The sequence below is a fragment of the Aquihabitans sp. G128 genome (genome assembly GCF_019048865.1).
In the GTDB taxonomy this organism is placed as follows: domain Bacteria; phylum Actinomycetota; class Acidimicrobiia; order Acidimicrobiales; family Iamiaceae; genus Aquihabitans.
Map to the genome: position 1 here is coordinate 1285937 of NZ_CP077604.1, position 26045 is coordinate 1311981.

Annotated in this window: 23 protein-coding genes and 2 tRNA genes; 9 read left to right on the forward strand and 16 right to left on the reverse strand. The window is 73.4% G+C overall.

All coding sequences use genetic code 11. From position 1 onward, the window contains the following. Positions 1-118 precede the first annotated feature (118 nt). The 3 genes from KSP35_RS06035 (at position 119) to KSP35_RS06045 (ending at position 4130) form a co-directional block, all read left to right on the forward strand. Positions 119-2497, forward strand: a complete 2379-nt coding sequence (locus tag KSP35_RS06035; RefSeq protein ID WP_216999860.1) for a bifunctional diguanylate cyclase/phosphodiesterase — start codon at positions 119-121, stop codon at positions 2495-2497. Positions 2498-2567: 70 nt separating this feature from the next. Continuing rightward, positions 2568-3416, forward strand: coding sequence for a TauD/TfdA family dioxygenase (locus KSP35_RS06040; RefSeq protein ID WP_216999862.1), 849 nt, complete (start codon positions 2568-2570; stop codon positions 3414-3416). Between the two features lie 417 nt (positions 3417-3833). Next, on the forward strand, positions 3834-4130 hold the full coding sequence (locus KSP35_RS06045; RefSeq protein ID WP_216999864.1) for a hypothetical protein: 297 nt from the start codon (positions 3834-3836) through the stop codon (positions 4128-4130). Positions 4131-4583: 453 nt separating this feature from the next. Here the strand turns inward: KSP35_RS06045 and KSP35_RS06050 are convergent, their stop codons facing one another. Next, complete coding sequence (locus KSP35_RS06050; protein ID WP_216999866.1) at positions 4584-4874, reverse strand: hypothetical protein; 291 nt, start codon at positions 4872-4874, stop codon at positions 4584-4586. A gap of 147 nt (positions 4875-5021) precedes the next feature. After that, positions 5022-5540, reverse strand: a complete 519-nt coding sequence (locus KSP35_RS06055; protein WP_216999868.1) for a DUF523 domain-containing protein — start codon at positions 5538-5540, stop codon at positions 5022-5024. Positions 5541-5589: 49 nt separating this feature from the next. On the opposite strand from KSP35_RS06055, the gene KSP35_RS06060 reads away from it, so the two are divergent. Further along, on the forward strand, positions 5590-6294 hold the full coding sequence (locus KSP35_RS06060; RefSeq protein ID WP_216999870.1) for a sigma factor: 705 nt from the start codon (positions 5590-5592) through the stop codon (positions 6292-6294). Here the strand turns inward: KSP35_RS06060 and KSP35_RS06065 are convergent. The 5 genes from KSP35_RS06065 to KSP35_RS06085 form a co-directional block, all read right to left on the reverse strand. Further along, positions 6272-8395, reverse strand: coding sequence for a helix-turn-helix transcriptional regulator (locus KSP35_RS06065; protein ID WP_216999872.1), 2124 nt, complete (start codon positions 8393-8395; stop codon positions 6272-6274). The two genes, KSP35_RS06060 and KSP35_RS06065, sit on opposite strands and share 23 nt — an antisense overlap. A gap of 156 nt (positions 8396-8551) precedes the next feature. Further along, the gene (locus KSP35_RS25640; protein WP_371748735.1) at positions 8552-8950 is read right to left on the reverse strand and encodes a hypothetical protein; all 399 of its coding nucleotides are present in this window, start codon (positions 8948-8950) and stop codon (positions 8552-8554) included. A 279-nt stretch (positions 8951-9229) separates the two neighbouring features. After that, positions 9230-9457, reverse strand: coding sequence for a hypothetical protein (locus KSP35_RS06075; RefSeq protein ID WP_216999874.1), 228 nt, complete (start codon positions 9455-9457; stop codon positions 9230-9232). Positions 9458-9613: 156 nt separating this feature from the next. Continuing rightward, positions 9614-10090, reverse strand: a complete 477-nt coding sequence (locus KSP35_RS06080; RefSeq protein ID WP_216999876.1) for an NUDIX hydrolase — start codon at positions 10088-10090, stop codon at positions 9614-9616. Between the two features lie 26 nt (positions 10091-10116). Then, on the reverse strand, positions 10117-10887 hold the full coding sequence (locus KSP35_RS06085) for an inositol monophosphatase family protein (protein ID WP_216999878.1): 771 nt from the start codon (positions 10885-10887) through the stop codon (positions 10117-10119). Between the two features lie 65 nt (positions 10888-10952). On the opposite strand from KSP35_RS06085, the gene KSP35_RS06090 reads away from it, so the two are divergent. From KSP35_RS06090 to KSP35_RS06100, 3 genes are all read left to right on the forward strand, one after another. Next, positions 10953-11528: a hypothetical protein gene (locus KSP35_RS06090; protein WP_216999880.1), complete on the forward strand. Its 576-nt coding sequence runs from the start codon at positions 10953-10955 to the stop codon at positions 11526-11528. 104 nt (positions 11529-11632) lie between these two features. Further along, entirely contained in the window at positions 11633-12328 is a 696-nt protein-coding gene (locus tag KSP35_RS06095) for a uridine kinase (protein ID WP_216999882.1), read from the forward strand. Positions 12329-12454: 126 nt separating this feature from the next. Then, positions 12455-13090 carry a hypothetical protein gene (locus tag KSP35_RS06100; RefSeq protein WP_216999884.1) on the forward strand — a complete coding sequence of 212 codons (636 nt, stop codon included), beginning with the start codon at positions 12455-12457 and terminating at the stop codon, positions 13088-13090. 211 nt (positions 13091-13301) lie between these two features. Here KSP35_RS06100 and KSP35_RS06105 read toward each other — a convergent pair whose 3' ends face one another. Both KSP35_RS06105 and KSP35_RS06110 read right to left on the reverse strand, forming a co-directional pair. Next, complete coding sequence (locus KSP35_RS06105; RefSeq protein ID WP_216999886.1) at positions 13302-13946, reverse strand: response regulator transcription factor; 645 nt, start codon at positions 13944-13946, stop codon at positions 13302-13304. Continuing rightward, positions 13943-15214: a sensor histidine kinase gene (locus KSP35_RS06110; protein WP_216999888.1), complete on the reverse strand. Its 1272-nt coding sequence runs from the start codon at positions 15212-15214 to the stop codon at positions 13943-13945. Before KSP35_RS06110 ends, KSP35_RS06105 begins: the two co-directional genes overlap by 4 nt. Positions 15215-15534: 320 nt before the next feature. Between KSP35_RS06110 and KSP35_RS06115 the strand changes: the two genes are divergently transcribed. Both KSP35_RS06115 and KSP35_RS06120 read left to right on the forward strand, forming a co-directional pair. After that, positions 15535-15708: a hypothetical protein gene (locus KSP35_RS06115; protein ID WP_216999890.1), complete on the forward strand. Its 174-nt coding sequence runs from the start codon at positions 15535-15537 to the stop codon at positions 15706-15708. Positions 15709-15831: 123 nt separating this feature from the next. Continuing rightward, complete coding sequence (locus tag KSP35_RS06120; protein WP_216999892.1) at positions 15832-17457, forward strand: YdiU family protein; 1626 nt, start codon at positions 15832-15834, stop codon at positions 17455-17457. Positions 17458-17487: 30 nt separating this feature from the next. On the opposite strand, the gene KSP35_RS06125 is transcribed toward KSP35_RS06120, so the two are convergent. The 7 genes from KSP35_RS06125 to KSP35_RS06155 form a co-directional block, all read right to left on the reverse strand. Further along, complete coding sequence (locus KSP35_RS06125) at positions 17488-19962, reverse strand: hypothetical protein (protein ID WP_216999894.1); 2475 nt, start codon at positions 19960-19962, stop codon at positions 17488-17490. Positions 19963-20033: 71 nt separating this feature from the next. Further along, positions 20034-20106 (reverse strand) — tRNA-Ile (locus KSP35_RS06130). Between the two features lie 93 nt (positions 20107-20199). Then, positions 20200-20275 (reverse strand) — tRNA-Asn (locus tag KSP35_RS06135). Positions 20276-20344: 69 nt separating this feature from the next. After that, positions 20345-21673, reverse strand: coding sequence for an RNA polymerase sigma factor RpoD (gene rpoD, locus KSP35_RS06140; RefSeq protein ID WP_216999896.1), 1329 nt, complete (start codon positions 21671-21673; stop codon positions 20345-20347). Beyond that, positions 21666-23432 carry a DNA primase gene (dnaG, locus tag KSP35_RS06145; RefSeq protein WP_216999898.1) on the reverse strand — a complete coding sequence of 589 codons (1767 nt, stop codon included), beginning with the start codon at positions 23430-23432 and terminating at the stop codon, positions 21666-21668. Before dnaG ends, rpoD begins: the two co-directional genes overlap by 8 nt. A gap of 127 nt (positions 23433-23559) precedes the next feature. Continuing rightward, positions 23560-24711 (reverse strand): TerC family protein, encoded by a 1152-nt coding sequence (locus KSP35_RS06150; RefSeq protein ID WP_216999899.1) that lies wholly within the window; start codon positions 24709-24711, stop codon positions 23560-23562. Positions 24712-24893: 182 nt separating this feature from the next. Next, the gene (locus KSP35_RS06155) at positions 24894-25928 is read right to left on the reverse strand and encodes a TerC family protein (RefSeq protein ID WP_216999907.1); all 1035 of its coding nucleotides are present in this window, start codon (positions 25926-25928) and stop codon (positions 24894-24896) included. Between the last annotated feature and the right edge of the window lie 117 nt (positions 25929-26045).

The window sequence follows — 26045 nt, forward strand, 5'->3', positions numbered from 1 at the left end:
TCACGCGACGTGGCCGCAGGAGGTCGCCTACGGGCTAGCGTCCCTGGTCCACCCCGTTCGATGACCGAATGGAGGTGGTTGGGCTGTGGCGGAGTCCCTGCGAAGCCGATGGGCTGCGGTGCGCACCGCCTTCGGCGCGGCCCTGCCACTGCCCATCGCCGTCGACGGGCACCACGACCTGACCGAAGAGCAAGCGGACACGCTGGCGGTGCGCCGCATCCGCGTCTCCTGGCTGCTCGCCCCGCTGGCCAACGTGCTCCACCTGGCCAGCATCGTGGTGACGGGCGTGTTCCTGCTCCCGGCCGGCACCGGGTGGTTCGCGCCCGCATGGACGATCGCCATGTCGGCCGTCGCGCTCAACTCCATCCGGGTCTGGCTGCCGCGAGCCCTCGGGCCCATCTCCCCGGCCGAGGCGACCAACCGCGGCCTGCAGCTCGAGTCGCTCACCTTCGCGGTCCTGTACGCGCTCGTGATCTGGCGGGCCGTCCCACTGGTGTCGCACGACCAGGCCGTGCTGCTCGTGGCCACCTTCGCCGGCGTGTTCGGATCCGGCGCCATCTGCCAGTCGAGCGACACGTCGCTCGGCCTGACCTGGGTGTGGGGCCACACCGTGACCTGCGGCGTGGCCTTCCTGTCCCTGCGCCAGCCGATCTACGACCTCGTCACCCTGCAGCTCGTCGTCTACGCCCTGGCCCTGACCCTGGCCATCGTGCAGCTCTCGAACACCTTCGAGCGGTGGTGCCGAGCGGAGATCACGGCCGACGCCGAGCGGTCCGTCGTCCGCCTGCTGCTCGACGACTACGAGGGGGGCGCCCGCGACTGGCTCTGGCAGACGGACGGCGCCGGCACCCTGGTCTCGGTCTCGGCCCGCTTCGCCCGGAGCGCCGGCCGCCCGATCGCCGCGATCGAGGGGCAGCGGCTCCTGGACCTGCTCGCTGCGCTCGCGCCGCCCAGCCCCGACGGTGCGGCGGTCGGGGAGCCGAGCCCGATCGACCGCCTCGCCGCCGCCCTCCGTGGCAGGACCCCGTTCCGCGACGTGGTCGTGCCGGTCTCGGTCGAGGGCGCCACGGCCTGGTGGTCGCTCTCCGGGCACCCAGCCGAAGGGGACGGCCGAGCAGGCGGCGGCGGTTGGCGAGGCGTGGCGAGCAACGTCACCCAGGACCACGAGCAGCAGCGCCAGATCCTCCGGCTCGCCACCATCGACCCGCTCACGGGCCTGGCCAACCGCAACCGGTTCCGCACGGCGCTCGACGAGCTCGTGTCGCAGCGGGCGCCCGAGCGCCAGATCGTGCTGGCGTTCCTCGACCTCGACGACTTCAAGGCGGTCAACGACACGCTCGGCCACGTGGCAGGCGACGAGCTGCTCGCCGCAGCTGCGGTGCGCCTGCGCAGTGCCGCCGGGCCCCAGCACCTGTGCGCCCGGCTCGGCGGCGACGAGTTCGCCGTGCTGGTGAGCGTGCCGATGGACGACCCCGGGGTCCACGACCACCTCGAGGGGCTCGTGGCCGCGCTGCGCCAGCCGTTCACCGTGGCGGGCCTGCAGGTCGCCATCCGCGGCAGCCTCGGCTACGCCGCGATCCCGAGCGATGCCCACGGCCCCGACGACCTCGTCGTGCACGCCGACCTGGCGCTGTACGAGGCGAAGGCGCAGGGTCGAGACACCCTCCGACGGTTCGAACCGGCGCTCGCGGCCCGGGCCCAGCGGCGGGCCGTGGTGCTGCAAGACCTCGACGGTGCCCTCGAGCACGACGAGCTCCGGGTCTGGTTCCAACCGCAGGTCGACCTCCGCACCGGCGCCGCCACCGGGGCCGAGGCGCTCCTGCGCTGGGAGCACCCCGAGCGCGGCCTCTTGGCCCCGGGCGAGTTCATCGCCGTCGCCGAGGAGACCGGCCTGATCGTGCCCATCGGCGAGCTGGCCCTCCGTCGATCGCTCGAGGTGGCGACCTCCTGGCCGACCGCCCTTCGGCTCGCGGTGAACGTCTCGCCAAAGCAGCTCACCTCGCCGGACTTCGTGCGGCGCTTCCTCGCGGCGGTGGACCGCTCCGGCATCGACCCCCAGCGCGTGGAGGTCGAGGTCACCGAGACCGCGGTGGTGGAGCCTGCGGCTCGAGGGGTGCTCACCGAGCTCCGCCACCACGGCCTCGGCCTCGCCGTCGACGACTTCGGGACGGGGTACTCGTCCCTCGCCACGTTGGGCGAGCTGCCGGTCACCGTCCTGAAGATCGACCGAGCGTTCGTGGCCGCCCTCCAGCCCGACCCGGGTCACGCCTCGCAGGTGCTCGTCCAGGCCATCATCGACGTCGCCGCTGCGCTCGAGATCGCAACCGTCGCCGAAGGCGTCGAGACCGAAGAGCAGGCGGACATCTTGCGGTCGCTCGGCTGCCCCACGGCTCAGGGCTTCCTCTGGTCACCGGCGCTCCCCGCAGAGCAGGTCGAACCGCTCCTCTCCGGGCGCGCCGGTCCGGACCTCGGGCGTCGCCGCGTGGAGCGGAGGTAGGGTCCGGCTCCGTCCACGTAGGAGGGAGAGCCGTGGCCCGAGCCACCACCAGCACGACGGCTCGTCGGTCGTGACGGGCCTGGCCATCGAGCGGACCGACGGGCCGTTCGGAGCCGTCGTGCGCGGCCTGGACCTGCGGGAGGCGCCGGACGGCGCCCTCGCCGAGCAGCTGCGCGAGGCGTGGCTGGAGCACCAGGTGCTGGTGTTCCCGGACCAAGAGCTCGACCTCGAGCAGCTCGAAGCCGTGGCCGAGGCCTTCGGGCCCATCGGTGAGGACCCGTTCTTCCGTCCCATCCCCGGCCAGCCCCACGTGGTGGCGCTCACCCGGGAGGCCGACGAGACCACGCCGCTGTTCGCCGACGTGTGGCACTCCGACTGGAGCTTCCTCCCGACCCCGCCCGCCGGCACGCTGCTCTACGGCGTCGACATCCCGCCCGTCGGCGGCGACACCCTCTACGCCGATCAGCACGGCGCCTACGAGTCCCTCCCGCCCGACCTGCGCGAGCGCATCGAGGGACTGGTGGGCATCCACTCGGCCCAGCGCGGCTACGCGAAGCAGGGGCTCTACGGCGATCGGGACGAGGGCCGATCGATGGCCATCGTCGCCTCCGACGACGCCCTCGCCACCCAGCCCCACCCGCTCGTGCGCACCCACCCCGAGACCGGCCGCAAGGCGCTCTACGTGAGCCTCGCCTACACCATCGGCATCGAGGGGCTCGATGACGATGCCGCCAACGCGCTCGTCTTCGAGCTCATCGCCCACGCCGCCCGGCCCGAGCACGTCCATCGCCACCGCTGGGCGCCCGGCACCGTGGCGCTCTGGGACAACCGGTGCCTGCTCCACTGCGCCACCGGCGGCTACGAGGGCCACCGCCGCGAGCTCCACCGCCTCACCATCGCCGAGCGCCCCACCACCTGATCGGGGCACCCGCCCGATCACGCCCGCCGGCTCGGCACGCCCACCGGTCGCTCGTGTGCGGAGCCGTAGTCGCTGGAACGTCTGCTCACCAGGCGCGCCTCGCGAATGACGCTCGCGCACGCCATCCCTAGGTTGGTCCCACCACCGTCCCAGGGACCCGATTAGGCGTACGTCTGTTCGATGGAACGTGGTTCCCATTCATCGTATGGTGTCAGCAATCCTGATCCCGGAATCTTGATTCCTGACTTACGAAGACGGTCTTTCGTTCCAAGATCTCCACATCGAAGTACCGCTACGTGGCCGCTTGATTGCGGCCAACGCCGACCGCTTGACATCACCTGACTGCACAGCCCCAGCCCCGCCCTCACGAGCCGCCTCATGCCTACGTTGACGCCACGCCAGCAATATTCCAAGTCGTTGTTCAACAGCTATCACCGGCTCTCTGTTGCGATGGTGCTCGCCGACCGCCCAGAGGAGCTGTGGGACCGATCCAGGGTCATGTCTGCGGCGTCCGTGCCAGCAACCGCCGCACACAACGAGCTGGCGCTCATGGCCGGGCTCCACTTGCTGAATCGGATCGAGAGCGGACGGCAGGTCTACTTCACCGTCCGGGAGTCGGATCCGTTCTGGCGGTACATCCGAGCGCTCAGCGAGCGCGAGGCTCCGGCGCAAACACCCTCGGCCGATCAGCTTGAGGTCGTCGGAGATGCCTAGAGCTAGTCAGGCTGATCCGCAGTCTGAGCGGAGCCTCCGAGCAGTCATTTGGGTAATCGTTCTCGGCGTCCTCGCTAGCCGGATCGCCGTTGAGACGGAGAACGTCGGTCCCAGCGGCAGCGACGTCGTCGAATGGATCCAGGTGTTCCCGTGGCCGACGGCACTGGCCCCCATCTGGGTTGCCTGGCTCATCTGGCTCGCTCGCGAGGCTCAGCCTCGTCGTGGGCAGGATGATCCAGGTGGTGTCCGGCGACGCACCTTCCGCTGGTTGTTGCCCATGATTGCTGCGGGAGGGGTCTTCGCTACCAGCCTCAACCTTCAAGGGTTCGCGTGGCTCTTCTCGGCTCACTCGGTAGCAGCCATCGGGACACGCCTCGCCGCATGCGGCGCCCTTGACGTTCGCGCCGCCGAGAGGGCACGCCCGGCTCGAGACCACAATGGGCTGCGCCTCGTTCACGCAAGACGGCGGTCCCTGGCCTCCGCGACGGCCGAGTGGGCAACGAACCAGCTGCCCGGCAGCGGCGGAGCCGAGCGCGTCGACATTTCCATTGCCCTCCTCGTGATCCTCGTCGGTTGGATTGCACTGACCTTTGTCGGCGCAGGGGCTGTGCAAGCCGCTGCTGCTGAGGTGCCGATGCCGCGCCAGGCCGTTTCTTTGGTCGTCTCGACGTCAGTCGCCGTGGCGACGACCACGACCGCAGCCACCCAGACGACCCCCTCGACCACCTCGACCACCTCGACCACCGACTACGAACCTTGCAACGACACGTACCCGGACTGCGTTAGCGGAGGTTCGTAGGCCCGTGGGCCGGCGCCCGTGCTCCGTGCATGCTCGCCCCAAGTCGGAGCACATCGCCCGTGTAGCGAGCCGACGGGCCCCCACGCCCGCCGTCAGCCCGGCAGGCGGCCGGCAGCGACGTCCTCCTCGGAGACCACGTCGACGCCGGCCGCTCGCAGGGCCGTGGCGGTCAACCCCTCGCCCGGGACGAGGGTGCGCGAGAACGTCCCGTCGTAGACCTCGGCGCTGCCGCAGCTCGGGCTGCGGGCCTTCAGCACCGCGCCGACCACCGCTCGCTCGGTGGCCAGCTCGACGGCCACCTCGGCGCCTCGGCGGTACTGCTCGGTGACGTCGTCGCCGACCACGGTGACCACCCGGCGTACGCCATCGGCGGCGCGGACCACCTGCTCAGCGGCATCGCGCGGCGTCGGCAGCCCACCGGCGACCTCCGGGCACACCTCCACCAGCTCGTAGCGATCGGCCAGCGCATCGACCGCGGCGCGGGGGCTGGCGGCGCCACGGTGGTTGCACGCCACGCCGAGCAGGCACGCCGACACCAGCAGCGCAGGCCGGTCCGCGCGGCCACCGGATGGTCCCCGATCCGGCGCCTCGGGAGCGGTACCGTCAGCCATCGCAAGAACGTACCGGGCACCGGCCCGGTACGGACCCCCGGGAGGGTGCATGACGGGCCCTCGCCCCACGGTCGACGAGCGAGAAGCGGTCTTCCGCCGCCACCTGCGCGCCCTGGGCGACGCCCCGCTGCTCACCGCCGGCGAGGAGCTGGCCAAGGCGGCCACCGTGGCCGATGGCCGCGAGGCGGAGATGGAGCTGGCCGGCCTGGTCGGCGCCCCGGTCCCGGACCTCGAGGCCTCGGGCGTGCTGCGCCAGCGGGTGCGCGACGGTGAGGCGGCCCGCGCCGCGCTGATCGCCTCCACCCGTCGCCTGGTGGTCTCGCTCGCCCGACGCCACGGCGGCGACGGTGACCGCAGCGCCGTCTTGCTGGCCGCCGGCGACGACGCCCTGTCCCGTGCGGTCGACCGCTACGACCCCACCGGCGGCCTCCCGTTCAGCGCCTTCGCCCGCTGGTGGGTGGAGCGGGCCATGCGCGAGGTCGAGCGCCACCCCACCACCGTCGCCGCCGGCCCCACGGGCCCCACGCCGGTCGACCCCACCTTGCTCACGGCGCTCGGCCACCTCCACGAGGACGACTGCCGCGTGGTGGAGCTGCGCCTCGGCCTCAACGGCGGCCCGGCGCTGTCGGCGACCGAGACCGCCCGGGTCCTCGGAGTCGAGCAGGAGCGCGAAGAGGAGCGCGAGCTGCGCGCCTTGGCCAAGCTGCGCCACCCCTGCACCCCCGGCGACCTCACCCACCTCCGCCAGCTCTGACGCGCAGCGAGCCATCGGTCGCGGCCCGCGCCAGCAGACCGGGCCGCCCCGAGACGCCGAGCTTGCGGTAGACGGCGCCGAGGTGGTTCTCGACCGTCCTCGGGCTGATGAAGAGCTGGTTGGCGATGTCGCGGTTGGTGGCTCCCTCGGCGGCCAGCCGTGCCACCTGGAGCTCCATGACCCCCAGCAGCTCCGCAGTGGGCCTGGTGCGGTCGCTGGTGCCGCCGGCCGCCGCCAACTGGTCCTCGGCGCGACGTCGAGGCTCGACGGCGCCGACCCGCCCGAAGAGCTCGACGGCGCGCGCCAGGTGGCGACGTGCCTCGGCCCGGCGCTTGGCCCGCCGCAGCCGCTCGCCCCAGAGCTGCTCGGTGACCGCCTGGGCGATCCGGTTCTCGGTCCGGGCCAGCGCTTCGGCGGAGCGGGCGAAGTGGACCACCGCCTCGTCGACGTCGGTGGCGAGCATCGCGAGCACGCGCTCGTGCACGCCGACGTTCCACGCCCCGTGGACGGCCGCCCGCTCGGCCAGCACCGGCAACAGGGCTCGGGCCGCGTCGAGCTGACCCGTGCGGATCAGCGCTTCGGCCTCATCCACCTCGAACTGGGCGAAGGTGGTGTTCTCGGGTCCGAGGCGCGCCCGCAGCAGGGCGAACTCCGCCGCGGCTGCCTCCGGCCGGTCGTGCACCAGGTTGACCCGGGCCCGCGCGGCCCGGGCCGCCACCTCGCCGGCCAGGCTGCCGCCGGCCAGGAGCTCGTCGGCCAGCTGGGCGACGAGCTCCTCGTCGCCGGCCACCGCCGCGGCGATCGCCACGGTGTCGCGGCCGACCAGGCCGAGCCCGGGCTGGCCCGTCTCGGCCGACAGCGCCACCGCCTCTCGTCCGGCGGCGATGCAGTCCTGCAGGTCGATGCCGTAGGTGGCGAGGGCGCGAGCCCCGAGCACCGAGACCAGGGCCCCGGCGGCGCAGTTCGCCCGCACCGTCGCCTCCACGGCGTCCAGCAGGTCCGCCGCCTCGGCCCGCTGGTCGGTGAAGCTCAGGTACGGCACCACGACCTCCACGAGGAACGGGCCGGCGACCACGCCGCCCTCGGCCCGCAGCAGCTCCGGCCAGACCGCCACGTGGCGGGCCGCCCCCTCGACGTCTCCCTGCACGAACCGCCCGATGCCGTAGGCCACCTCGGCGTACCACCGACCGGGCGTCGGGGCGTCCGAGGCCAGCTCCCACATGCGCTCGGTCAGCGGCGGGACGGTGAACGGCGCTTGGGACAGCACGGCGCGCATGGCTTCACCCAGCAGCTCGGCCACCGCGACCGGTTCCTGGTCGCCGAACGCGGCGTCGGCCTCCTCCGCCAGGGTCCGAGCCCGGTCGAGGTCCTCGGCCGCCGTGGCCAGCCGGACGTCGATGCGCCTCGCCTCGATCCCGGCGCCGACGGTGGCGTCGGCAGCGCGGGCCTGCTCGAGGAGGTCGGCCGCCCAGCGCACCTCGCCGGCGACGAGCGCGCTGCGGGCGGCCGCGACGAGGTGGTCGGCGACGTCGGCGCCGCGGTCGGCCAAGCGGGCCGCCTCGACCCACCGGCGCGTGGCGGTGACCGGCGCACCTCGTCGTCGAGCGTCCTCCGCCGCCACGCCGAGGGCCCGGGCCAGCTCGGCATCGGTCCCGGTGGTGGCGGCGGCCCGGTGGACCAGGCCCCGGTCGGAGGACGCTCCCTCCACCGCCGCAACGGCGAGGTGGGCGCGCCGCAGCACCGGACCGGACAGGCTGTCGACCACGGCCGTGCGGGCCAGCGGGTGGCTGAAGCGGACCTGGCCCCCGCTCAGGTCCACCAGCCCGGCGACCTCGGCGGGCTCCAGGGCGGCGAGGTCCAGGTCCAGCTCGCCCAGCGCGGCGGCGACGGTGGCGGTCGAGCTGGCCCGCTCCACCGCCACCACGGCGAGCGCTCGGCGCGTCGGCTCCTCGAACGGCGCCAGCTGCTCGCGGTAGAGGGCGGCGATCTCGGCGGGGAGCCGGAGCCGCTCGGGCACCGGCCGGACCCCCGTGCGCTCGTCGGGATCGAGGGTGGCGGCGAGCTTCTGGGCGAGCAGCGGGCTGCCGCCGGCCACGGCCACGATGGCTTCGCGCGCCCTGCGACCGGACCCCGCAGCCCTCGGCGATCCGGTCGATGGCGGCGTCGTCGAGCGCGCCCAGCTCGATGGCGCCGGGGCTCGGGTGCTCCGGCCGGGCGGCGGTGACCACGACGACGGCATCGTCGGCCACCCGGCGGCTCAGGAAGTCGACGGCGAGCTGGGTCTCGGTGTCGATCCACTGGAGGTCGTCGACCACGACCAGCACCGGAGCCTCGCGGGCCATGGCCGAGAAGGTGCCCAGCGCCCCGAGCGACACCGCCAACCGGTCGACCGGTGCCGACCCGTCCAGCAGGGCCAGCGCCGTCCGGAGCGCCCGGCCCTGCGGGCCCGGGAGGCGGTCGAACAGGTCGAGGCGCTCGAGGCACAGCGACGACAGGCCCGCCCACGGCAGGTCGCGCTCGGCGGCCGAACCGGTGGCGCGCACGACGGTGGCCCCCCCCGCTCGACCGCTGCGGCGGCCACCCGCTCGAGCAGCGTCGTCTTGCCCGACCCGGCCTCGCCGACGATTGCGGCGGCCCCGCCCCGGCCGGCGGCCAACCCGTCGAGCAGCGCGAGCAGGTGCGCCAGCTCCTGGTCCCGGCCGATCAGCGGCGCAGCGTCGGGCGGTTCGGGGGGGGACCGGCGCGTTCCGCGCGCCAGTCGACGGGGCGGGGTTCGGGGGTGAGGTGGTCGTCAGGGGGCACGGTGCCGCGGTCCGAGCTTCGGCGAGGTGCGAGACCTTACAAGTTGCGCCTGCCCCGAAAGCCCACGGCGGGGCGGCGGCGGCCGGGCGACACCTCGACCGCCTCCGGGTGGGGTCGCGCGTCGCCGACCCGCTCAGCCGTCGGTGCCGGCGAGCCGGATGCACCCCAGGTCGTCCACGACCAGCGAGCGACGGCCATCGTGCGTGGTGCGGAGGAAGTCCTGTTCCAGGATCAGCGGCAGCGCGTCCAGGACCGGCGACGGGATGGCACCGGTGGGCAGGGTGCGGGGCCCGACGGCGAGGCGGTACGCGCCGAGGGCGTCGAGGGGGACGGCGAACGTGCCGAGCCCTTCCAACCGCACGACGACCACCTCGTCCGGGGGGGACGGCCTCCCCCTCCGTCCCCTCGGACCAGCCCGCTGGCCCCGCACCCTGCTCCACGAGGAGGACGGTACGGCGGTGTGCCCGAGCTGGGAAGGCCTGCGAGCGGCAGAGCGGGGTCGGAGCGGGACCGCAGCTCAGCGGTCGCGACGCTCGATCAGCTCGAGGGCCGTCGCGGTCTCGTGCTGGAGCTCGGGCAGCTCGGCCCGCGGGAACCAACGGACCTCGGTGATCTCCGGCGAACCGGGCCTGGCGGTGGCCGGATCGACCCCATCGGCCGGTCGAGCGCGGTAGACGACGTCCACCCGCTGGGGCTCGGCATCGACCACCACGGTGGGCTCCCCCACCAGCTCGACGGCCAGCTCCACCTCCTCGAACACCTCGCGGCGGGCGGCGTCGTCGCTGTCCTCGCGGCGCTCCAGCAGGCCGCCCGGCACGCCCCAGTGGCGGCGGTACACCTGCCGCACCAGCAGCAGGGCGCCGTCCTCGCGCTCGATGAAGCACATGGCCCCGACCGTGAACGACGGCGACACGGTCCGCACGATGCGCCGCCGAGCCCAGGTGGGCAGGCGCTGGTACACCTGCAGCAGCAGCACGTGGAGGCGGTGGCGCACGCCCCGACGCTAGCTGCGGGCGGTCCTCAGGCCGACCCGCCGTGCTCGGGGTGCAGGCGGCCGAGGGCGGCGTGCAGGTCGCCGGTGGCGCCCGCGACGGGGATCCGCCGAGCGCCGTGCTCGAGCACGACGAGGTCGCGACCAGCGGCGTCGGTGACGGTGGCGCCGGCTTCCCGGCACACCAGCGTGGCGCCGAGGTAGTCCCAGACGCCGAGCTCGTCGGTCGTGGCGTCGAGGAAGCCGTCGAGGGTGCCGTCGGCGACGGCGCAGAGGTCGAGGGCGGCGGCGCCCAGGGCCCGGTACTGGGCCCATCCGCCGTGGCCCGCCGGCACGCCGTTGAGGCCGACGATCGCCTCGCCGAGCGCCGTGCAGCCCGAGGCGCGGATGGGCTCGCCGTCGCGCCGGGCCCCGGCGCCCCGGCGGGCGGTCCAGCGGGTGCCGTGGCGCAGGTCGACCACCAGGGCCACGGCGGGGCCGTGCTCGTCGACCGCGCAGAGGCTGGTGGCCCACCAGCTCAAGCGGCGGGACGCGTTGGTGGACCCGTCGAGCGGGTCGAGCACCACCGTCACCGCCCGCTCGGGCCGGTGCCGACCGCTCTCCTCGCTCAGCACCCCGAGCCCTGCGTCGTCCAGCACCGCCACCGCGGCGGCGTCGGCAGCGAGGTCGCTGTGGTGCTGGCCGTCCCGGGTGCCGGCCTCGCCCCAGTCGGGCGTGGCGGCGAGGGCCTGGGCGATGGCGGCGGCGGCATCGCCGAGGGCGGCGACCAGGTGGTCGGCGCGCTCGATCGGGGCTGGCATATCCAGGACCGTAGCGGCGCATGGCAGGCTGTCGGAGCCCTCCGTCCCCCACTCCAGGAGCACCCGTGGCGGTCATCGACGTCGCCGGCTTCGTCGCCGATCTGAAGGATCACGCCGTGGACCACGGCTTCCACGTGCACGACGAGCGCCACTTCGTCGAGACCTACTCGCTGCGCCAGGCCTGGGAGGTCGACCTCCACCCGGAGGACGCCTGCGGCGGCCCGCTCGACCTGCACCTGGCTCTCGAGATCGACCCCCGCGTGCTGCTCTCCTTCGAGGACCTCGTCCTCGAGCTCGACGACGAGGACGCCGACCCGCCGGACCTCCACCGGTTCCCGCTGCACTTCACCTGGGGCCTGCCGCCGCTCCCCCACGGGCCCGACCTGCTCATCCTCGCCACCGACCTCGCCGGGGTCGGCGGGCCCGAGCTGCCCCTCGAGGTCTCCGCCATCGACTCGTTCGCCTCGGTCACCGACGGCGCCGACCGCACGGTGGGCATCGTCGGCAAGGTCGAGGTCTCGCTGGCCAGCGTCTACGTCGGCCAGCAGGACCTGCTGTGCGACGTGCTCGACCGCTGCCACGCCGTCAGCGCCTACCTCCTCGACCGGGCACCCGCCTGGCTCGGCGACTCCGCCTACTGAGCGCCGGCTCCTGAACGGGCGTCCACCACCGGCGGTCGGGGGCGTGTCGGCTACCTGAACGGCAGGCGTGCGCCGCCCGCCCGCACCTGGCACCATGACCTTCCGTGCCCCCGCAGCCGGATCCCCGCCCCCTGGTCGCCGAGGTGGTGCTGCTGGCGGGGCCGAGCGGGTGCGGCAAGACCTACCTGGCCCGCAGCGTCGGCCTGCCCATCGTGGCCCTCGACGACTTCTACCGGGCCGGCACCGACCCCGACATGCCCCGCACGCCGGACGGCGTCGTGGACTGGGAGGACCCGGCGAGCTGGGACCCCGACGCCGCGGTGGCCGCCCTGGCCGAGCTGTGCCGGGCCGACCGGGTGGAGGTGCCCACCTACGCGTTCGGCGAGGACCGCGCCATCGGCTCCCGGACCATCGAGCGCGAGGGCTCGCCGATCATCGTGGCCGAGGGGATCTTCGCCGCCGAGCTGGTGTCACCCCTGCGCCAGGCCGGCCTCCTGGCCGACGCCCTGCTCATCCACGAGGGCCGCTGGACCACGTTCGCCCGGCGCCTCGTCCGCGACCTGCGCGAGGGCCGCAAGGCACCCTGGTACCTCGTCCGACAGGGCTGGACCAAGACCCGTTCGGAACCGGCGGTGGTGGCCCACCAGTGCGCCCTCGGCGCCCGCCCGGCCAGCAAGCCCGAAGCCCGCGCTCGCCTCACCGGGCTCGCCGACCGCCGGCCCGTCGCCCTCGACGGCCCGAGCGAGGTCGGTGCGGACGGTGCGGCGACGGCGATCCGTCCCGCCGCCGGCGCGGCCTGAAGCGCTTCGGGGCGCTCCGCACCAGGTCAGCGCGGTCGCGCGGGGTACTAGCACCATCGACCACTGGTGGGCCCGACCGGGATCGGGAGACGGTGTCGGCACCAACCCACCCGGAGGTCCCACCCCATGCGCACCCGCCCCCTCGCCACCGTCCTCGCCGTCGTCGGCGTCGGCTGCCTCGGCTTCACCGCCATCGCCGCCGCCAACGCCGTCTCCACCAACCCGGCGCCCGCCCCGGTCGTGAAGCGGGCGTTCCTGCCCGCCGCCAAGGAGGCCAAGGCGTCCAAGGCCAAGGGCCGCGACCACGCCGAGGACGACGCCACCACCACCAGCACCACGGTGGCCACCACGGTCCCCGCCACCACCCCCACCACCATCGACGACCACGGCGGCGATCGCCCCGACGGGGTCTCCGACGACCCGGCCGGCCACGACGCCGGTGACGACCACGGCGGTGCCACCGGCGGCCACGGCGCCGACGACGGCTCCGGCCACGACGTGGGCGACGACCACGGGGGCAGCACGCCCACCACCGCCGCCCCCGCCACCCCCACCACCATCGACGACCACGGCGGCACCTCCGGCGGCGGCCACGGCGCCGACGACGGCTCCGGCCACGACACGGGTGACGACCACGGCGGCACCTCGGGCGGCGGCTCCGGCTCCGGCAAGGGCGGCTCGGGCAAGGGCGGCTCCGACGACGGCTCCGGCCACGACGCCGGGGACGACCACGGCGGCGGCGGCCACGGCAGCGACGACTGATCGCTCCCGACCGCCGGGCCGGCCGGACGGGCCCCGGGCCCACCGGGCCTGCCGGACGGGCTCCGAACCCGACAACCCGACAACCCGCCCACCCCACTCGACCTTTGGGTCCCACACCCCCGTCGACGGGCGTGTGGGACCCAAAGTTCGTCTGGTGGCGGGGTCAACGATGGTGGCCAGGGGTCTCCCCGGTGGGAGCCGAACGGAGCGGTCAGCCGGGCGACTCGGGCGGGAGGTGGTCTCGGGCCCAGAGGGCGGCCTGGGTGCGGTCGGTGACGCCGATGCGGCTGAACACGTTCGTCAGGTGCGCCTTCACCGTCCGCTCGGTGATGCCCAGGCGGCGGGCGATGAGCTTGTTGGCCAGCCCCTCGGCCACGAGGCGCAGCACCTCGACCTCGCGGTCGCTGAGCTTGGCGCCGCCGCTCCCGGCGCCTGGCCTGCCCCGCTGGCGGTCGAGCAGGACCCGAGCGGCCTTCGGATCGAGCGGCGAGCCGCCGCCGTGGGCGGCCCGCACGGCGTCGAGCACCTCGTCGGGTGCTGCGTGCTTGAGCACGTAGCCCACGGCGCCGGCGTCGAGGGCGGCGAGGATGCGCTCCTTGTCGGAGAACGAGGTGAGGACCACCACGGCGACGTCGCCGTCGGCGGCGGTGATGGCCCGGGTGGCCGCCACCCCGTCGAGCCCCGGCATGGACAGGTCCATGAGGACGACGTCGGGCGCGACGGACCGGGCGAGGGAGACCGCCTCCTCACCGTCGGCCGCCAGGCCCACCAGCTCCAGGTCGTCGGTGGTGGCCAGCAACTGCTCGAGCCCGCCGCGCACCACGGCGTGGTCGTCGGCGATCAGGACGCGGATCACGAGCGGGCTCCGATCGGGGCGGTCAGGCGGATGGTGGTCCCGGTGCCGGGCTCCGAGGTCACGGTGAGCTCCGCCCCGGCGTCGAGCGCCAGGCCGGCCAGGCCGGCGAGGCCGAGGTGGCCGCCCTCGGTGCCGGGCGCGACGGTGGCGTCGAAGCCCCGGCCGTCGTCGGTCACCACGACCTCCAGCGACCCGCTGGCGGACGTCGCCCGGACCAGCACCGAGGAAGCGGCGGCGTGCGAGACCACGTTGCGCAGGGCCTCCTGCACGGTGCGGTAGGCCAACCCGGCGGGGGCTTCCGGCACCTGGTCCACGAGGCCCGAGGTGTCGAGCTCGACGGCCAGCCCGGTGGCACGGGATCGGCCGACCAGGTCGGCGAGGGCCGGGCCGAGGCCCTCCTGGGCCAGGTCCGGCGGATAGATCTCCACCAGCAGCGTGCGAAGGGCCTCGATGCTCGACCGCACGGTCTCGCCCGCCGACTCCAGCTCCGCAGCGGTCGCGGCGCCATCACGGCGACTGGCGGCGGCGAGCGCGTAGGACACCCCGGCGAGGTCCTGCACCACGCCGTCGTGCAGGTCCTGGGCGATGCGGCGGCGCTCGCGCTCGGAGGACGTGAGCGCCCGGTTGAGTAGGTCCTCGCGCTCGAGCTGCCGCTGCCGCAGGCGCCGCGCCAGGGACCAGGCCAAGGGGATCTGCACCAGCTCCAGCACGATCAGCGAGCCGAGCGTCACCGGGGCGAAGCTGCGCCAGATGCGCGACCCCGACGCCGACACCGTCTCGTAGCGGAAGTACGCCTCGAACAGCACCACCGTGCCGTCGGGCGTGCGCAGCGGCAGGTACACCTCGAGCAACTTGCCCTGGGCGCGCTCGAACCGGTTCTCGGGGCGCTGGAGGTCGCTCACCTCGGCCTCGACCTTGGCGTCGCGCATGGCCTCCCGCTCCTCGTCGCCGAGGTCGTACCGGGAGCCGATGAGGCGCGACTCGTCGGAGTAGAGGATCGTCCCGTCGGCCCGCCACACCTTCACCCGCACGAGGGTGTCGTCGAGCACCTGCTCGCGGACCACGTCGTCGAGGGCCGCCACGGCGCTGGACCGCCGAGCGAGGATCCCGTCGGTGAGCACCGGCTCGACCAGCGCCTGGCCCTTGACGAGGGACTCGGAGCGGGCGTCGAGGGTGGCCTCGCGCTGGCCCACCCGGCGCGAGGCGATGGACACCGCCAGGCCCACGATGAGCAGCGCGGTCAGGCCGGCGAGAGCGAACTGCAGCACCGGTCGAGCGACGATCCCCCACCCGTCCCGCCGCCCCCGTGCCATGCCCCGACGCTACCGGCCCCCGCGAAAAGGGGTTGACGGGTTCGTCCGGTTCGTCGCATCCTTGAACCCGTGCTGATCACCCGCTTCCACTGAAGCCACCCCCGCTCCACGCCCGAGGCCTCGCCCGGTGGAGCCCTGGGATCCCCGGATGCGTTCGATCCGGTCCCGTGCCAGACCCGTTCCGGTCGGCCGATCAGCACGAGTGATGACCGCGGCTCCCGTCGTGGCGATGCGCTGCTGGCCCGCCTGCCGCGACCGCGAGAGGAAGAGCCCCCATGCCATCCCCCAAGCCCAAGCCCACCCGTCGCACCCAACCGTCGAAGCGCCCGCCGGCAACCCGCCGCACGGCCGAGCACTCACCCCGTGAGCTCGCTCGCCCGCTGCGGGCCAGCCGCCCGGAGGTGAAGTCCATCGACCGGGGCTTCAACCCCGGGTTCCGCCGGCGCTAGCCAGATCCCCTACCTGGGACCCTGCTCCCCCGTCCGTCGGCGTCAGGCGGCCGGAGGGAGCGCCGGCTCCGGGTCCGCCCGCGTCAGGCGGGGCCGGAGCCGACCCCCGGTAGCGTCGACGCCATGTCGACCACCCTCCCCACCGAGGTCCGCGCGCTCGACGGCCTGCCGTTCGACAACCGCTTCACCCGGGACCTGCCGGCCGACACCGAGGTGTCCCTGCGCCGCCGCCAGGTCCACGGGGCGGCCTTCAGCCGCCAGGAGCCCACCCCCACCGCCGCGCCCCGCACCATCGCGTGGTCGCCCGAGGTGGCCGAGCTGCTCGGCCTCGACCCCGAGGTCTGCGCCTCCGACGACTTCGCCGCCGTCTTCGCCGGCAGCCGCGTGCCGGCCGGCGCCGACCCGTTCGCCGCCTGCTACGGCGGTCACCAGTTCGGGAACTGGGCCGGCCAGCTCGGCGACGGCCGGGCCATCGCCCTCGGCGAGATCACCACGCCCCGTGCCGGCCACCAGACCCTCCAGCTCAAAGGCGCCGGACCGACGCCCTACTCGCGCACCGCCGACGGCCGCGCCGTCCTCCGGTCGTCGGTCCGCGAGTTCCTCTGCAGCGAGGCCATGCACCACCTCGGCGTGCCCACCACCCGGGCCCTCTCGCTGGTGGCGACGGGCGACCTGGTGGTGCGCGATGTGCTCTACGACGGCAACCCGAAGCCCGAGCCCGGCGCCGTCGTGTGCCGCGTGGCCCCGTCGTTCACCCGCTTCGGCACCTTCCAGCTGCCGGCGAGCCGCGACGACGTCGAGTTGCTCCGCGAGCTCGTCGCGTTCACCATCCGCACCGACTTCCCCCACCTCGGGGACGACGGTGCCACCCCGCTGGCCGACCTGGTCCCCACCTGGTTCGCCGAGGTGGGCCGCCGCACCGCCGAGACCGTCGTGCACTGGATGCGGGTGGGCTTCGTCCACGGCGTGCTCAACACCGACAACCTGTCGATCCTCGGGCTCACCATCGACTACGGCCCCTACGGCTGGCTCGAGAGCTTCGACCCCGGGTGGACGCCCAACACCACCGACGCCGGCCAGCGCCGCTACCGCTACGGCACCCAGCCCCAGGTCGTGCACTGGAACCTGCTCCAGCTGGCCAACGCCCTCGCCCACCTGGTGACCGACGTCGAGCCGCTCCAGCGGGCCCTCGATGCCTACGGCGAGGCCTACCAGGTCGGCTTCGAGGCGATGATGGCCGAGCGCCTCGGCTGGGGCGCCTGGCAGGACGGCGACCGCGAGCTGGTCGACCAGCTCTTCGAGGCCATGCAGGCCACCGAGACCGACCAGGTGCTGTTCTTCCGGGACCTCGCCTCGGTCCCCGTGGCGGCCGACGCCACCGACGACGACCGCCTCGCCGCCCTGGCCGACGCCTTCTACGCGCCCGCCGAGCTGGTCGGCGACGTGCGGGCGACGGTCGCCACCTGGTTGCGGGCCTGGGCCGAGCGGGTGCGCACCGGCGGCGTGACCGACGATGCCGAGCGCCGCCGCACCATGGACGCCGTCAACCCCCGCTACGTGCTGCGCAACTACCTGGCCCAGGAGGCCATCGACGCGGCCGAGGCCGGCGACGAGTCGCTGGTGCTGGAGCTGCTCGACGTGCTGCGCACCCCGTACGCCGAGCAGCCCGGCCGCGAGCGCTTCGCCGCCAAGCGCCCCGAGTGGGCCCGCCACCGCGTCGGCTGCTCGATGCTCTCCTGCAGCTCCTGAGCCCGCCGATCGCCGCGTGGGGTGCGGCGCTCAGCTGGCCGGTCGGCCCTCGAGCCGGGCCACCTCGGCCGAGGTCCCGCTGGCGAACGTGGCCAACGTGATCTTGCCGTCGGCGCCGATGTCCATGGCCCACCAGGGGGCGAGCTCGGCCGACGGCCAGGTCTTCACGCCGTCACCGTCGAAGGCCACGTCGAGCTTGCCGGCAGTGGTGAACCGCAGGGCCACCGCGCCGGCGCCGGCGCTGCCGGCCACGACCACGCGGCCCTGCAGGTCGAGGTCGGCGGCATTGCCCTGGGTCGAGATCGACGTGGACGTGCCGGTCGCGGTTGCGGTGGCCTGGGCCACGCCACCGGACCCGTAGGTGGGGTCGAAGCCGCCCGTCGCGGTGTAGCGGACGGCGAGGACCACGGTGTCGTTCCTGGCGTCCTGGCCCCAGCCGACGACGATGGGCTTGCCATCGGCCCCCACGAGGACGGTGTTGGGGACGAAGAGCCGGTTCGGCAGCGGCCGGCCCGCCTCCGGCCCGAAGGTGGCGTCGTTGCTGAGGTCGGCCTTGATGCGGCGCAGGCCGTTGGCGGCCACGACGTACACCCGGCCCTGCGCGTCGGCGGCCGACATCCAGGTCACCGCAGCGTCGTAGGTGCCTGCTGGGGCCAGGTCCCGCTGCGCCGTCACCGTCCCGCTCGGCGACACCTTGAGCAGGCGCGGCGCCGGGTGCGGCGTCGTCACGTCGTTGACCCGCTGCTGCCCGACCGCCACGATCAGGCCGCCGTCCGCCGTGGCCGCCGCCGAGGTCGACCACGAGATCGGCGAGCTCGGCTCCTCGGCCTGCGCCGGCGGCGTGGGCAGTGCGAGCCGACCGCCGGTGCCCCACGTGGTGAGCCGGGTCCCGTCGGCGCGGTAGCGGACGGCGACCGGCGACGTGCCGCTCACCAGGGCGGTGACGGTGCCGTTCGGGCCGGCGACCAGGGTCGGCGGGTTGGTGCGCCAACTGGTCTGGGTGACGCCGACCTGGTCGCTGACGCCGCCGGTGCCGAAGGTCGTGTCCAGGGCACCGCCTGCGGTGAAGCGCACCAGCCGCACCCGCTCGCCCGTGGTGACCACGGCCAGGACGACCCGCCCGTCGGGCAGGACGAGGGCCCGCTCGGGTCGGACCGCAGTGGGCCCGTCCTGCGCGAGGTCGACGGTGCCGCCGGTGCCGAATCCCGTGGCCAGGTGACCGCCCGCGTCGTAGGCGGTCACCCGCAGCGCGACCTGGTCGTGGACGGTGATGAGGGCGACCCCGGCCCCGACGGGCGCCAGGATCCCGAGACCGCTGGTGGCCGGCGTGCCGAGGCCGGCGCTCGCGGCGAAGCCGGGGACCGATGCCCCGCTGGGCAGGCTGCTCGACGACCCGTCGACCACCAGCGAACCGGCCGAGCCGTACGAACCGTCGGCCGACCCCGCAGGTGTGGCTCGCACCAGGCGGACGCCGCCCACCCTCGACGCGTCGACCGTCGACCAGCCGACGACGGTCCCGCCTGCGGCATCCACGGCGATGCGGTCGAAGCGGGCATCGGCCGGGACGGTACCGCCGGACCACGGCGCCGGCAGCGAGGCCAGGCCGCCGGTGCCGAAGGCGGCATCGAGCTGTCCGGCCGCCGTGATGCGCGACACCCGGGCGCCGCTGGCCTCGGACCACGCCACGGCCACCGTGCCGCTCGGGCCAGAGGCCAGCGCAGGCACGCGATCGGCCGGCGGGGTGCCGCCACCGGGGACGAGTGCGGTGCCGTGCGAGCCGTCGTCGTGCATCGGCAGGACCTGGCCGCCAGCCGCCGACACCCAGACCGAGGAACCGGCCACCACGACGGTGCCGAGGGCACCCCCGGTGGGCGTCGCGGTCCCGTCGCCGTCGAACGTGGCGTCGAGCAGGCCGGCGGTGGTGTAGCGGATCAGGTTGGCCCCGAAGGCCACGAGCAGCCGGTTCTGGGCATCGACGGCGTAGCTCTGGGGCGGAAGCTGGATGAAGCCCCCGGCGTACCCGGTGACCTCGCCGCCCGTTCCCCAGGCGGTGACCTTCTGGCCGGTGGCCGAGAGCCGCGTGGCGACGAACGTGTTGGGCGCCTTCGGCGAGCCCGTGTAGATGACGAACACGGCGATCACCCCACCGTCGGCGGTGGGCAGCAGCTGCCCTGCGCCACGGACGGCGGCCCGCCCGCCGGTACCCCATGCGAGGTCCGGGGAGCCGTCGGCGAGGAGGCGCCGCACGGAGGTGGTCGTGGTGATCTGGCCGGTGCCGGGGTCGACGGTGTCGGCCGACGCCGCCACGTAGGTCGTGCCGCCGGGACCGGGTGCCACGGCAGCCGCCGACGAGCGGTCGGGAGCTTGCACCGAGAAGGTGCGCGGCTGGCCACCGTTCCACGCCGAGTCCGGGTCGGTGGGCTGGCACGCTGCCAGCCCCGCCACCACGGCGAGTGCCGCCGCTCCCACCACCACCCGCCGGAACGACCGCGTCCGAGCTTCCACCTGATCTCCCCTGTCGCCGAGGCCACGCCGCGACCGCCCGGGCGAAGCGCCGCCGAGCGTAGCGGCACGAGTGGGGCCGGCGGGGATCGAACCCGCAACCTGAGGATTATGAGTCCCTTGCTCTGACCATTGAGCTACGGCCCCGAGAGCCGCCGATCGTAGGCGCTCGCCCGACATCGACGGACCCTCGAACGACGAAAGCCGGCCCTTGCGGGACCGGCTCACGTCGCTTGCTGGTGGCTCGGAGGGTGGGGCTCGAACCCACGACCCGCTGATTAACAGTCAGCTGCTCTGCCAGCTGAGCTACCTCCGAATGCGCTGTGCGAACTTAGCAGCGGCACCCGGCGGCCACGAACCCCGAAACGGTGATCGGGGCGAGGCCTCAGTCTCCGTCGAGGTAGTCGCGGAGCTTCTGGCTGCGGTGCGGGTTGCGGAGCTTGGCGAGGGTCTTGGCCTCGATCTGGCGGATGCGCTCGCGGGTGACGCCGAACTCCTTGCCCACCTCTTCGAGGGTGCGGGCCTGCCCGTCGTCGAGGCCGAAGCGCAGCCGCACGACCTGCTTCTCGCGGTCGCTGAGCTCCGACAGCGCCTCGATCACGGCGTCGCCGAGCATCTTGCGGGCGGCCATCTCGGCCGGGGCGTCGGCCTGGGTGTCCTCGATGAAGTCCGACAGGTTGGAGTCGTCGGTCTCGCCCACGGGCGAGTCGAGCGACAGGGGGTCCTGGCTGATCCGCATGATCTCGCGGACCCGATCCGGCGTCATGTCCACCTTGTGGGCCAGCTCGTCGACGGTGGGCTCGCGCTCGAGCTCCTGCATCATCTGGCGCTGGATGCGGTGCACCTTGTTGATGCTCTCGACCATGTGCACCGGGATGCGGATGGTGCGGGCCTGGTCGGCGATGGCCCGGGTGATGGCCTGGCGGATCCACCACGTGGCGTAGGTGGAGAACTTGAAGCCCTTGGTGTAGTCGAACTTCTCGACCGCCCGCATGAGGCCGAGGTTGCCTTCCTGGATGAGGTCCAGGAGCTGCATGCCACGGCCGACGTAGCGCTTGGCGATGGACACCACGAGGCGGAGGTTGGCCTGGATGAGGTCGCTCTTGGCCCGCTCGCCGTCGCGAGCCGTGCGCTCCAGGCGCTTGCGGTCGACGAGGGCCAGCTCGGCGATGCGACCCGCGGCCTCCAGCTCGGCGAGGCGCACGCCGGCCTGGCCGCCGGCCTCGATGCGCCGGGCGAGGGTGACCTCCTCGGGCCCGGTGAGCAGCGCGACCCGGCCGATCTCCTTGAGGTACACCCGAACCGGGTCGGCGGTGCCGCCGCTGCCGGCGTTGGCGTTGGTGCGGCCGGCGTTCACGAGGCGCAGGCGACGGCGGGGACCGTCCTCGCCGTCGTCGTCCCGAGCGAGGTCGATGCCGCCGAGCGGGTCGGCCAGCACGGCAGCGAGGTGGGTGGCGCTGTCGACCTCGGCCTGCTCCTCGTCGGTGAGCGGCTCGGGGCCGAGCTCCACGAGGGCGACGGACTCGTCGAGGGCGATGGAGTGGCGGGCCAGCTCGGTGCGGAGCCACTCGAGGTCCGCGTCGAAGCGCTCGACGTCGAGCGCCAAGACCTCGCACACCTCTTCTTGTGTGACCGTCCCCTGGTCTCGGCCTCGAACCAGCAGCTGTTCCCAGGCTGTGGGGTCGAGGCGAGGGGAGGTGGCTCCGTCATTCATGAGGGTCCTCCGCCCGTTGTGCCAGCCAGAGTAGCAACTCATCTTCGCGTTGCCGGTCGGGAGGCGCGTCCGGTCCGACCGCTTCGAGCTCGGTCTTCAGCCAGCCGATGGCGGTGCCGTAGGGCGCCGGGTCGGCCGCGGTGCGGAAGTCGCGCTCGAGCTCGCGGAGGGCGACGAGCGCGGTGTTGCGGATGAGCATGCGGCGCACGTCGCCGGGCTCGGCCTCGGACTCCTCGACGGCGAGGCGGGCGAGGTGCTCGGCGACGAACGGGTCGGCCGCTTCGGTGGCGGCGTGGAAGTCGCCGTCGGCCTCCTGGAGCGCCCGCAGCACGGCGCGGTGGGACTCGTCCTCGAACAGGACCTCGTCCAACAGCGGGAGCATCTCCCCCGGGTTCGCCACCGCCAGGCGCAGGCCCTCGGTCTCGGGCGTGTCGGCCCGTCGGCGGCGCGGCTTGGCCGCCTCGACCCGGACGACGGGCCGGATGCGACCCGACCGCAACGACGAGCGGAGCCGGTCCGGGTCGAGCTGGCAGCGGCTGGCCACCGCCATCACGTACTGGTCGCGCACGAACTCGCTGGGGTGCTCGACGATGGCGGCGAGGGCGGACTCGGCGGCCTTGGCTCGCCCCTCGGGCGTGCGCAGGTTGGCGCCGTCGAGGATGCGCTCGACGCGGAAGCCCAGGAACGGGGTGGCCTTCTCGACGGCCTCGCGCAGGCGGTCGGGGTCGGAGCGGGACAGGTCGGCAGGGTCGGCGCCGGGGGGCAGGGCGGCGACGGCGACCTCGACCTCGTGCTTCTTCTCCCACTCGTACACCCGCTCGGCAGCGGCCTGGCCGGCGGCATCGGGGTCGAAGGCGAGCACCAGGCGGGGCGCCAGGAGCCGCAGGGCCCGGACGTGCTCGTCGGTGAGGGCGGTCCCGCAGGTGGCCACGGCGCGGTCGAGGCCCACGTGGGCGAAGCCGATCACGTCGGTGTAGCCCTCGCAGATGATGACCTCGTTCTCCCGCACGGCCTCGGCCTTGGCCCAGTTGAGGCCGTAGAGCACCTTGCTCTTGCGGTAGAGCGCGGTCTCGGGGGTGTTCTTGTACTTCGGCGGCCGCCCCTCGGGCATCATCCGCCCACCGAAGCCGATCGGGTCGCCGGACGAGTCGAAGATCGGGAACAGGATCCGGCCGCGGAAGAAGTCGTTGGTGCCGCCGTTGCGGGTCTCCACGCCGAGCCCGGCGTCGCGCAGGGTCTTGGGCGGGTACTTGAGCGCCCGCACCAGCTGGCTCCAGTCGTCCGGCGCCCACCCGATCCGGTACTTGCGCACCGCAGCGCCATCGAGCCCCCGCTCGCGCAGGTAGCGGCGGGCGGCGCCGGCATCGGGGGCGGTGAGCAAGCGGTCGTGGTACCAGTCGACCGCGGCGGCCATGGCCTCCCGCAAGCGGCCGCGCGCCTCGCGCCGCTCGCCCTCGTTCTTGTCGGTGTAGCGCAGCGCGATGCCGAACTTGCCGGCCAGCTGCTCCACCGCCGCCTGGAAGTCGAGGTGCTCCATGTCCCGCACGAACGAGATCGCGTCACCGCGGACCTGGCAGCCGAAGCAGTAGTAGACGCCCTTCTCCTGGCTGACCGAGAACGACGGCGACTTCTCGCCGTGGAACGGGCACAGGCCCATCCAGCTCGTCCCCTGCTTCTTGAGCTGGGTGTGGGCGCTGATGACCTGCACGATGTCGGCGGTCTCGCGGACCCGGACGACGTCTTCGTCGACGATGCCCATCAGCCCGGCGCGCCGGGGTCCACTGCGGGGTCGGCAGGGGTCCGGGGCGTCATGGGCCGGACGGTACCAGCGCCCGGACCGGACGAGATCAGCGGTGGCCCACCGTCACGTCCGGCCCGGGACCGGTTCAACCCTTGGGCTCGGCGGGCCCGCCGGGACCGACCGGCTCGGCCTCCCCGGTGGGGCCGACGGGCTGGTCGTCGTTCGGGCCGTCGGCCCACTCGTGGGCCCCGTCGCCCACCGGGCCGGGCATGTGGGCGGCGATCGTCTGCGGGTCCCGCTTGTCGGCGATGAGCGAGGCCACCACCGTCACGAACAGGATGCCGAAGATGATCCCGAGCGACAGGAACGTCGGGAAGTGGAAGTCGGCCGAGGGGAACTCGAACTGCTCGGCGGAGAAGGTGAGCAGCATCTTCACGCCCACGAAGCCGAGGATGCCGCCCAGCCCGTAGTGCAGGTAGCGGAACTTGTCCTGCATGCCGCCGAGCAGGAAGTACAGCGCCCGCAGTCCGAGGATGGCGAAGGCGTTCGAGCTGAAGACGATGAACGGGTCTCGGGACACGCCGAAAATGGCCGGCACGGAGTCGATGGCGAACACGACGTCGGTGGTCTCCACCATGATCAGCACCGCGAACAGGGGCGTGGCGAGGCGCTTGCCGTTCTTCAGGGTGAAGAGCTTCTGGCCGTCGAGCTCGTCGGTGGAGGGCACGACCTTGCGCACCGCCCGCAGCACGATGCTCTTGTCGGGGTCGACCTCGGTCTCCTCTTGGAAGGCCAGCTTGTAGGCCGTGTAGAGGAGGATCAGGCCGAAGATCGCCAGGGTGACGGTGAAGCTCTCGATGAGCGCCGACCCGGCGAAGATGAAGATCGCCCGCAGGATCAGGGCGCCGAAGATGCCCCAGAAGAGCACGCGGAACTGGTACTTCTTCGGCACGGCGAAGTAGCTGAAGATCACCGCCCAGACGAACACGTTGTCGACCGACAGGCTCTTCTCGAGCAAGAAGCCGGAGATGTACTCACCTGCCGCCTTGCCGCCGTTCTGGTCACCGCCGATCAGGTAGATGACGCCGGTGAAGGCGATGCCGATGCTGATCCAGATGGCCGACTCGATGCCGGCCTCCTTGTAGGAGATGTCGTGCGGCTTGCGGTGCACGAGCAGCAGGTCGACCACGAGCAGGGTGACGATGAACGCGACGAGCGCACCCCACTCCCACAGGTGGATGTCGAGGTCGACGAACTTGTCCGTCGACGAGGACGCAGCGAGCAGGGACGGGAACATGGGGAAGGGGATCTCCGGCTGAGTGGAAGGACGTGCACATCAGCCGGGAGTCTCTCCGCTCCTCCTGTTCGGAGAAGCCTGCCGCCCCGGGCCACATGAGGTGACCGTGTTGACGTGGCGGCTGTTGGGGATACTCCCCCCCCGGTCCGACCACCTTACCCCGTGGTAGCCGCGATCCAGACCTATCGGTCCAGGTCAGGCTCGGGTTCCGGCTCCACCGAGCCCCCGTCGGCCAGCGCGGCGGCGTCGTCGCGCTTGTCCGCGGCGAGCGACGCGAAGATCGTCACCACCAGCACGACCACGATCACCACCAGCGACAGCCACGTCGGGGGGTGCCAGCCGGCGAAGTAGCCGAGCAGCATCTTGGCGCCCACGAAGGCCAGGATCGCCCCCAGCCCGAGGTTGAGGTAGCGGAACTTGTCCTGCATGCCGCCGAGCAGGAAGTAGAGCGACCGCAGGCCGAGGATGGCGAAGGCGTTCGAGCTGAACACGATGAACTGCTCGTGCGACACCGCCAGCACCGCCGGCACGGAGTCGACGGCGAACACGACGTCGGTGGTCTCCACGATGATCAGCACGGCGAACAGCGGGGTGGCCAGCCGCTTGCCGTTCTCGATGGTGAAGAGCTTCTGGCCGTCGTACTCGGTGGTGGACGGCAGCACCTTGCGCACCACCCGCAGGACCGGGTTGCTCTCGGGGTGGACCTCGGCGTCGTCGTGGAAGGCGATCTTCCACGCCGAGTAGAGCAGCACCACGCCGAACACCACGAGGACGACCTCGAACCGCTCGATCAGGGCGATGCCGGCGAAGATGAACACCGCCCGCAGCACGAGGGCGCCGAAGATGCCCCAGAAGAGGGTCCGGAACTGGTACTTCGCCGGGACGGCGAAGTAGTTGAAGATGACGGCCCACACGAACACGTTGTCGATCGACAGCGACTTCTCGAGCAGGAAGCCCGAGATGTACTCCCCCGCCGGCTGGCCGCCGTGCCACAAGAAGATGACGCCGGTGAACGCCACGCCGATGGAGATCCACACGGCCGACTCGATGGCCGCTTCCTTGAAGGTGATGACGTGGGCGTCGCGGTGGACCAGCACCAGGTCGGCAACCAGCAGGACCGTGATGAGCACGATGAGCGCGGCCCACTGCCAGAGGTGCACGTCGAAGTCGGCGAAGTTGCCGGCGCGGTCGCTGGCGGCGAGGACGTTGGTGAGCATCGGGGCGGGCCTCCGGCCCGTCAGGTGCTTAGACGGCAGGAGCTGACCCGCTCCGGTCTACCCGCTCGGGGGGCCTGCCCCCTCCCACCGCCTTCGGACGCGGCCCAGGTCACCCCC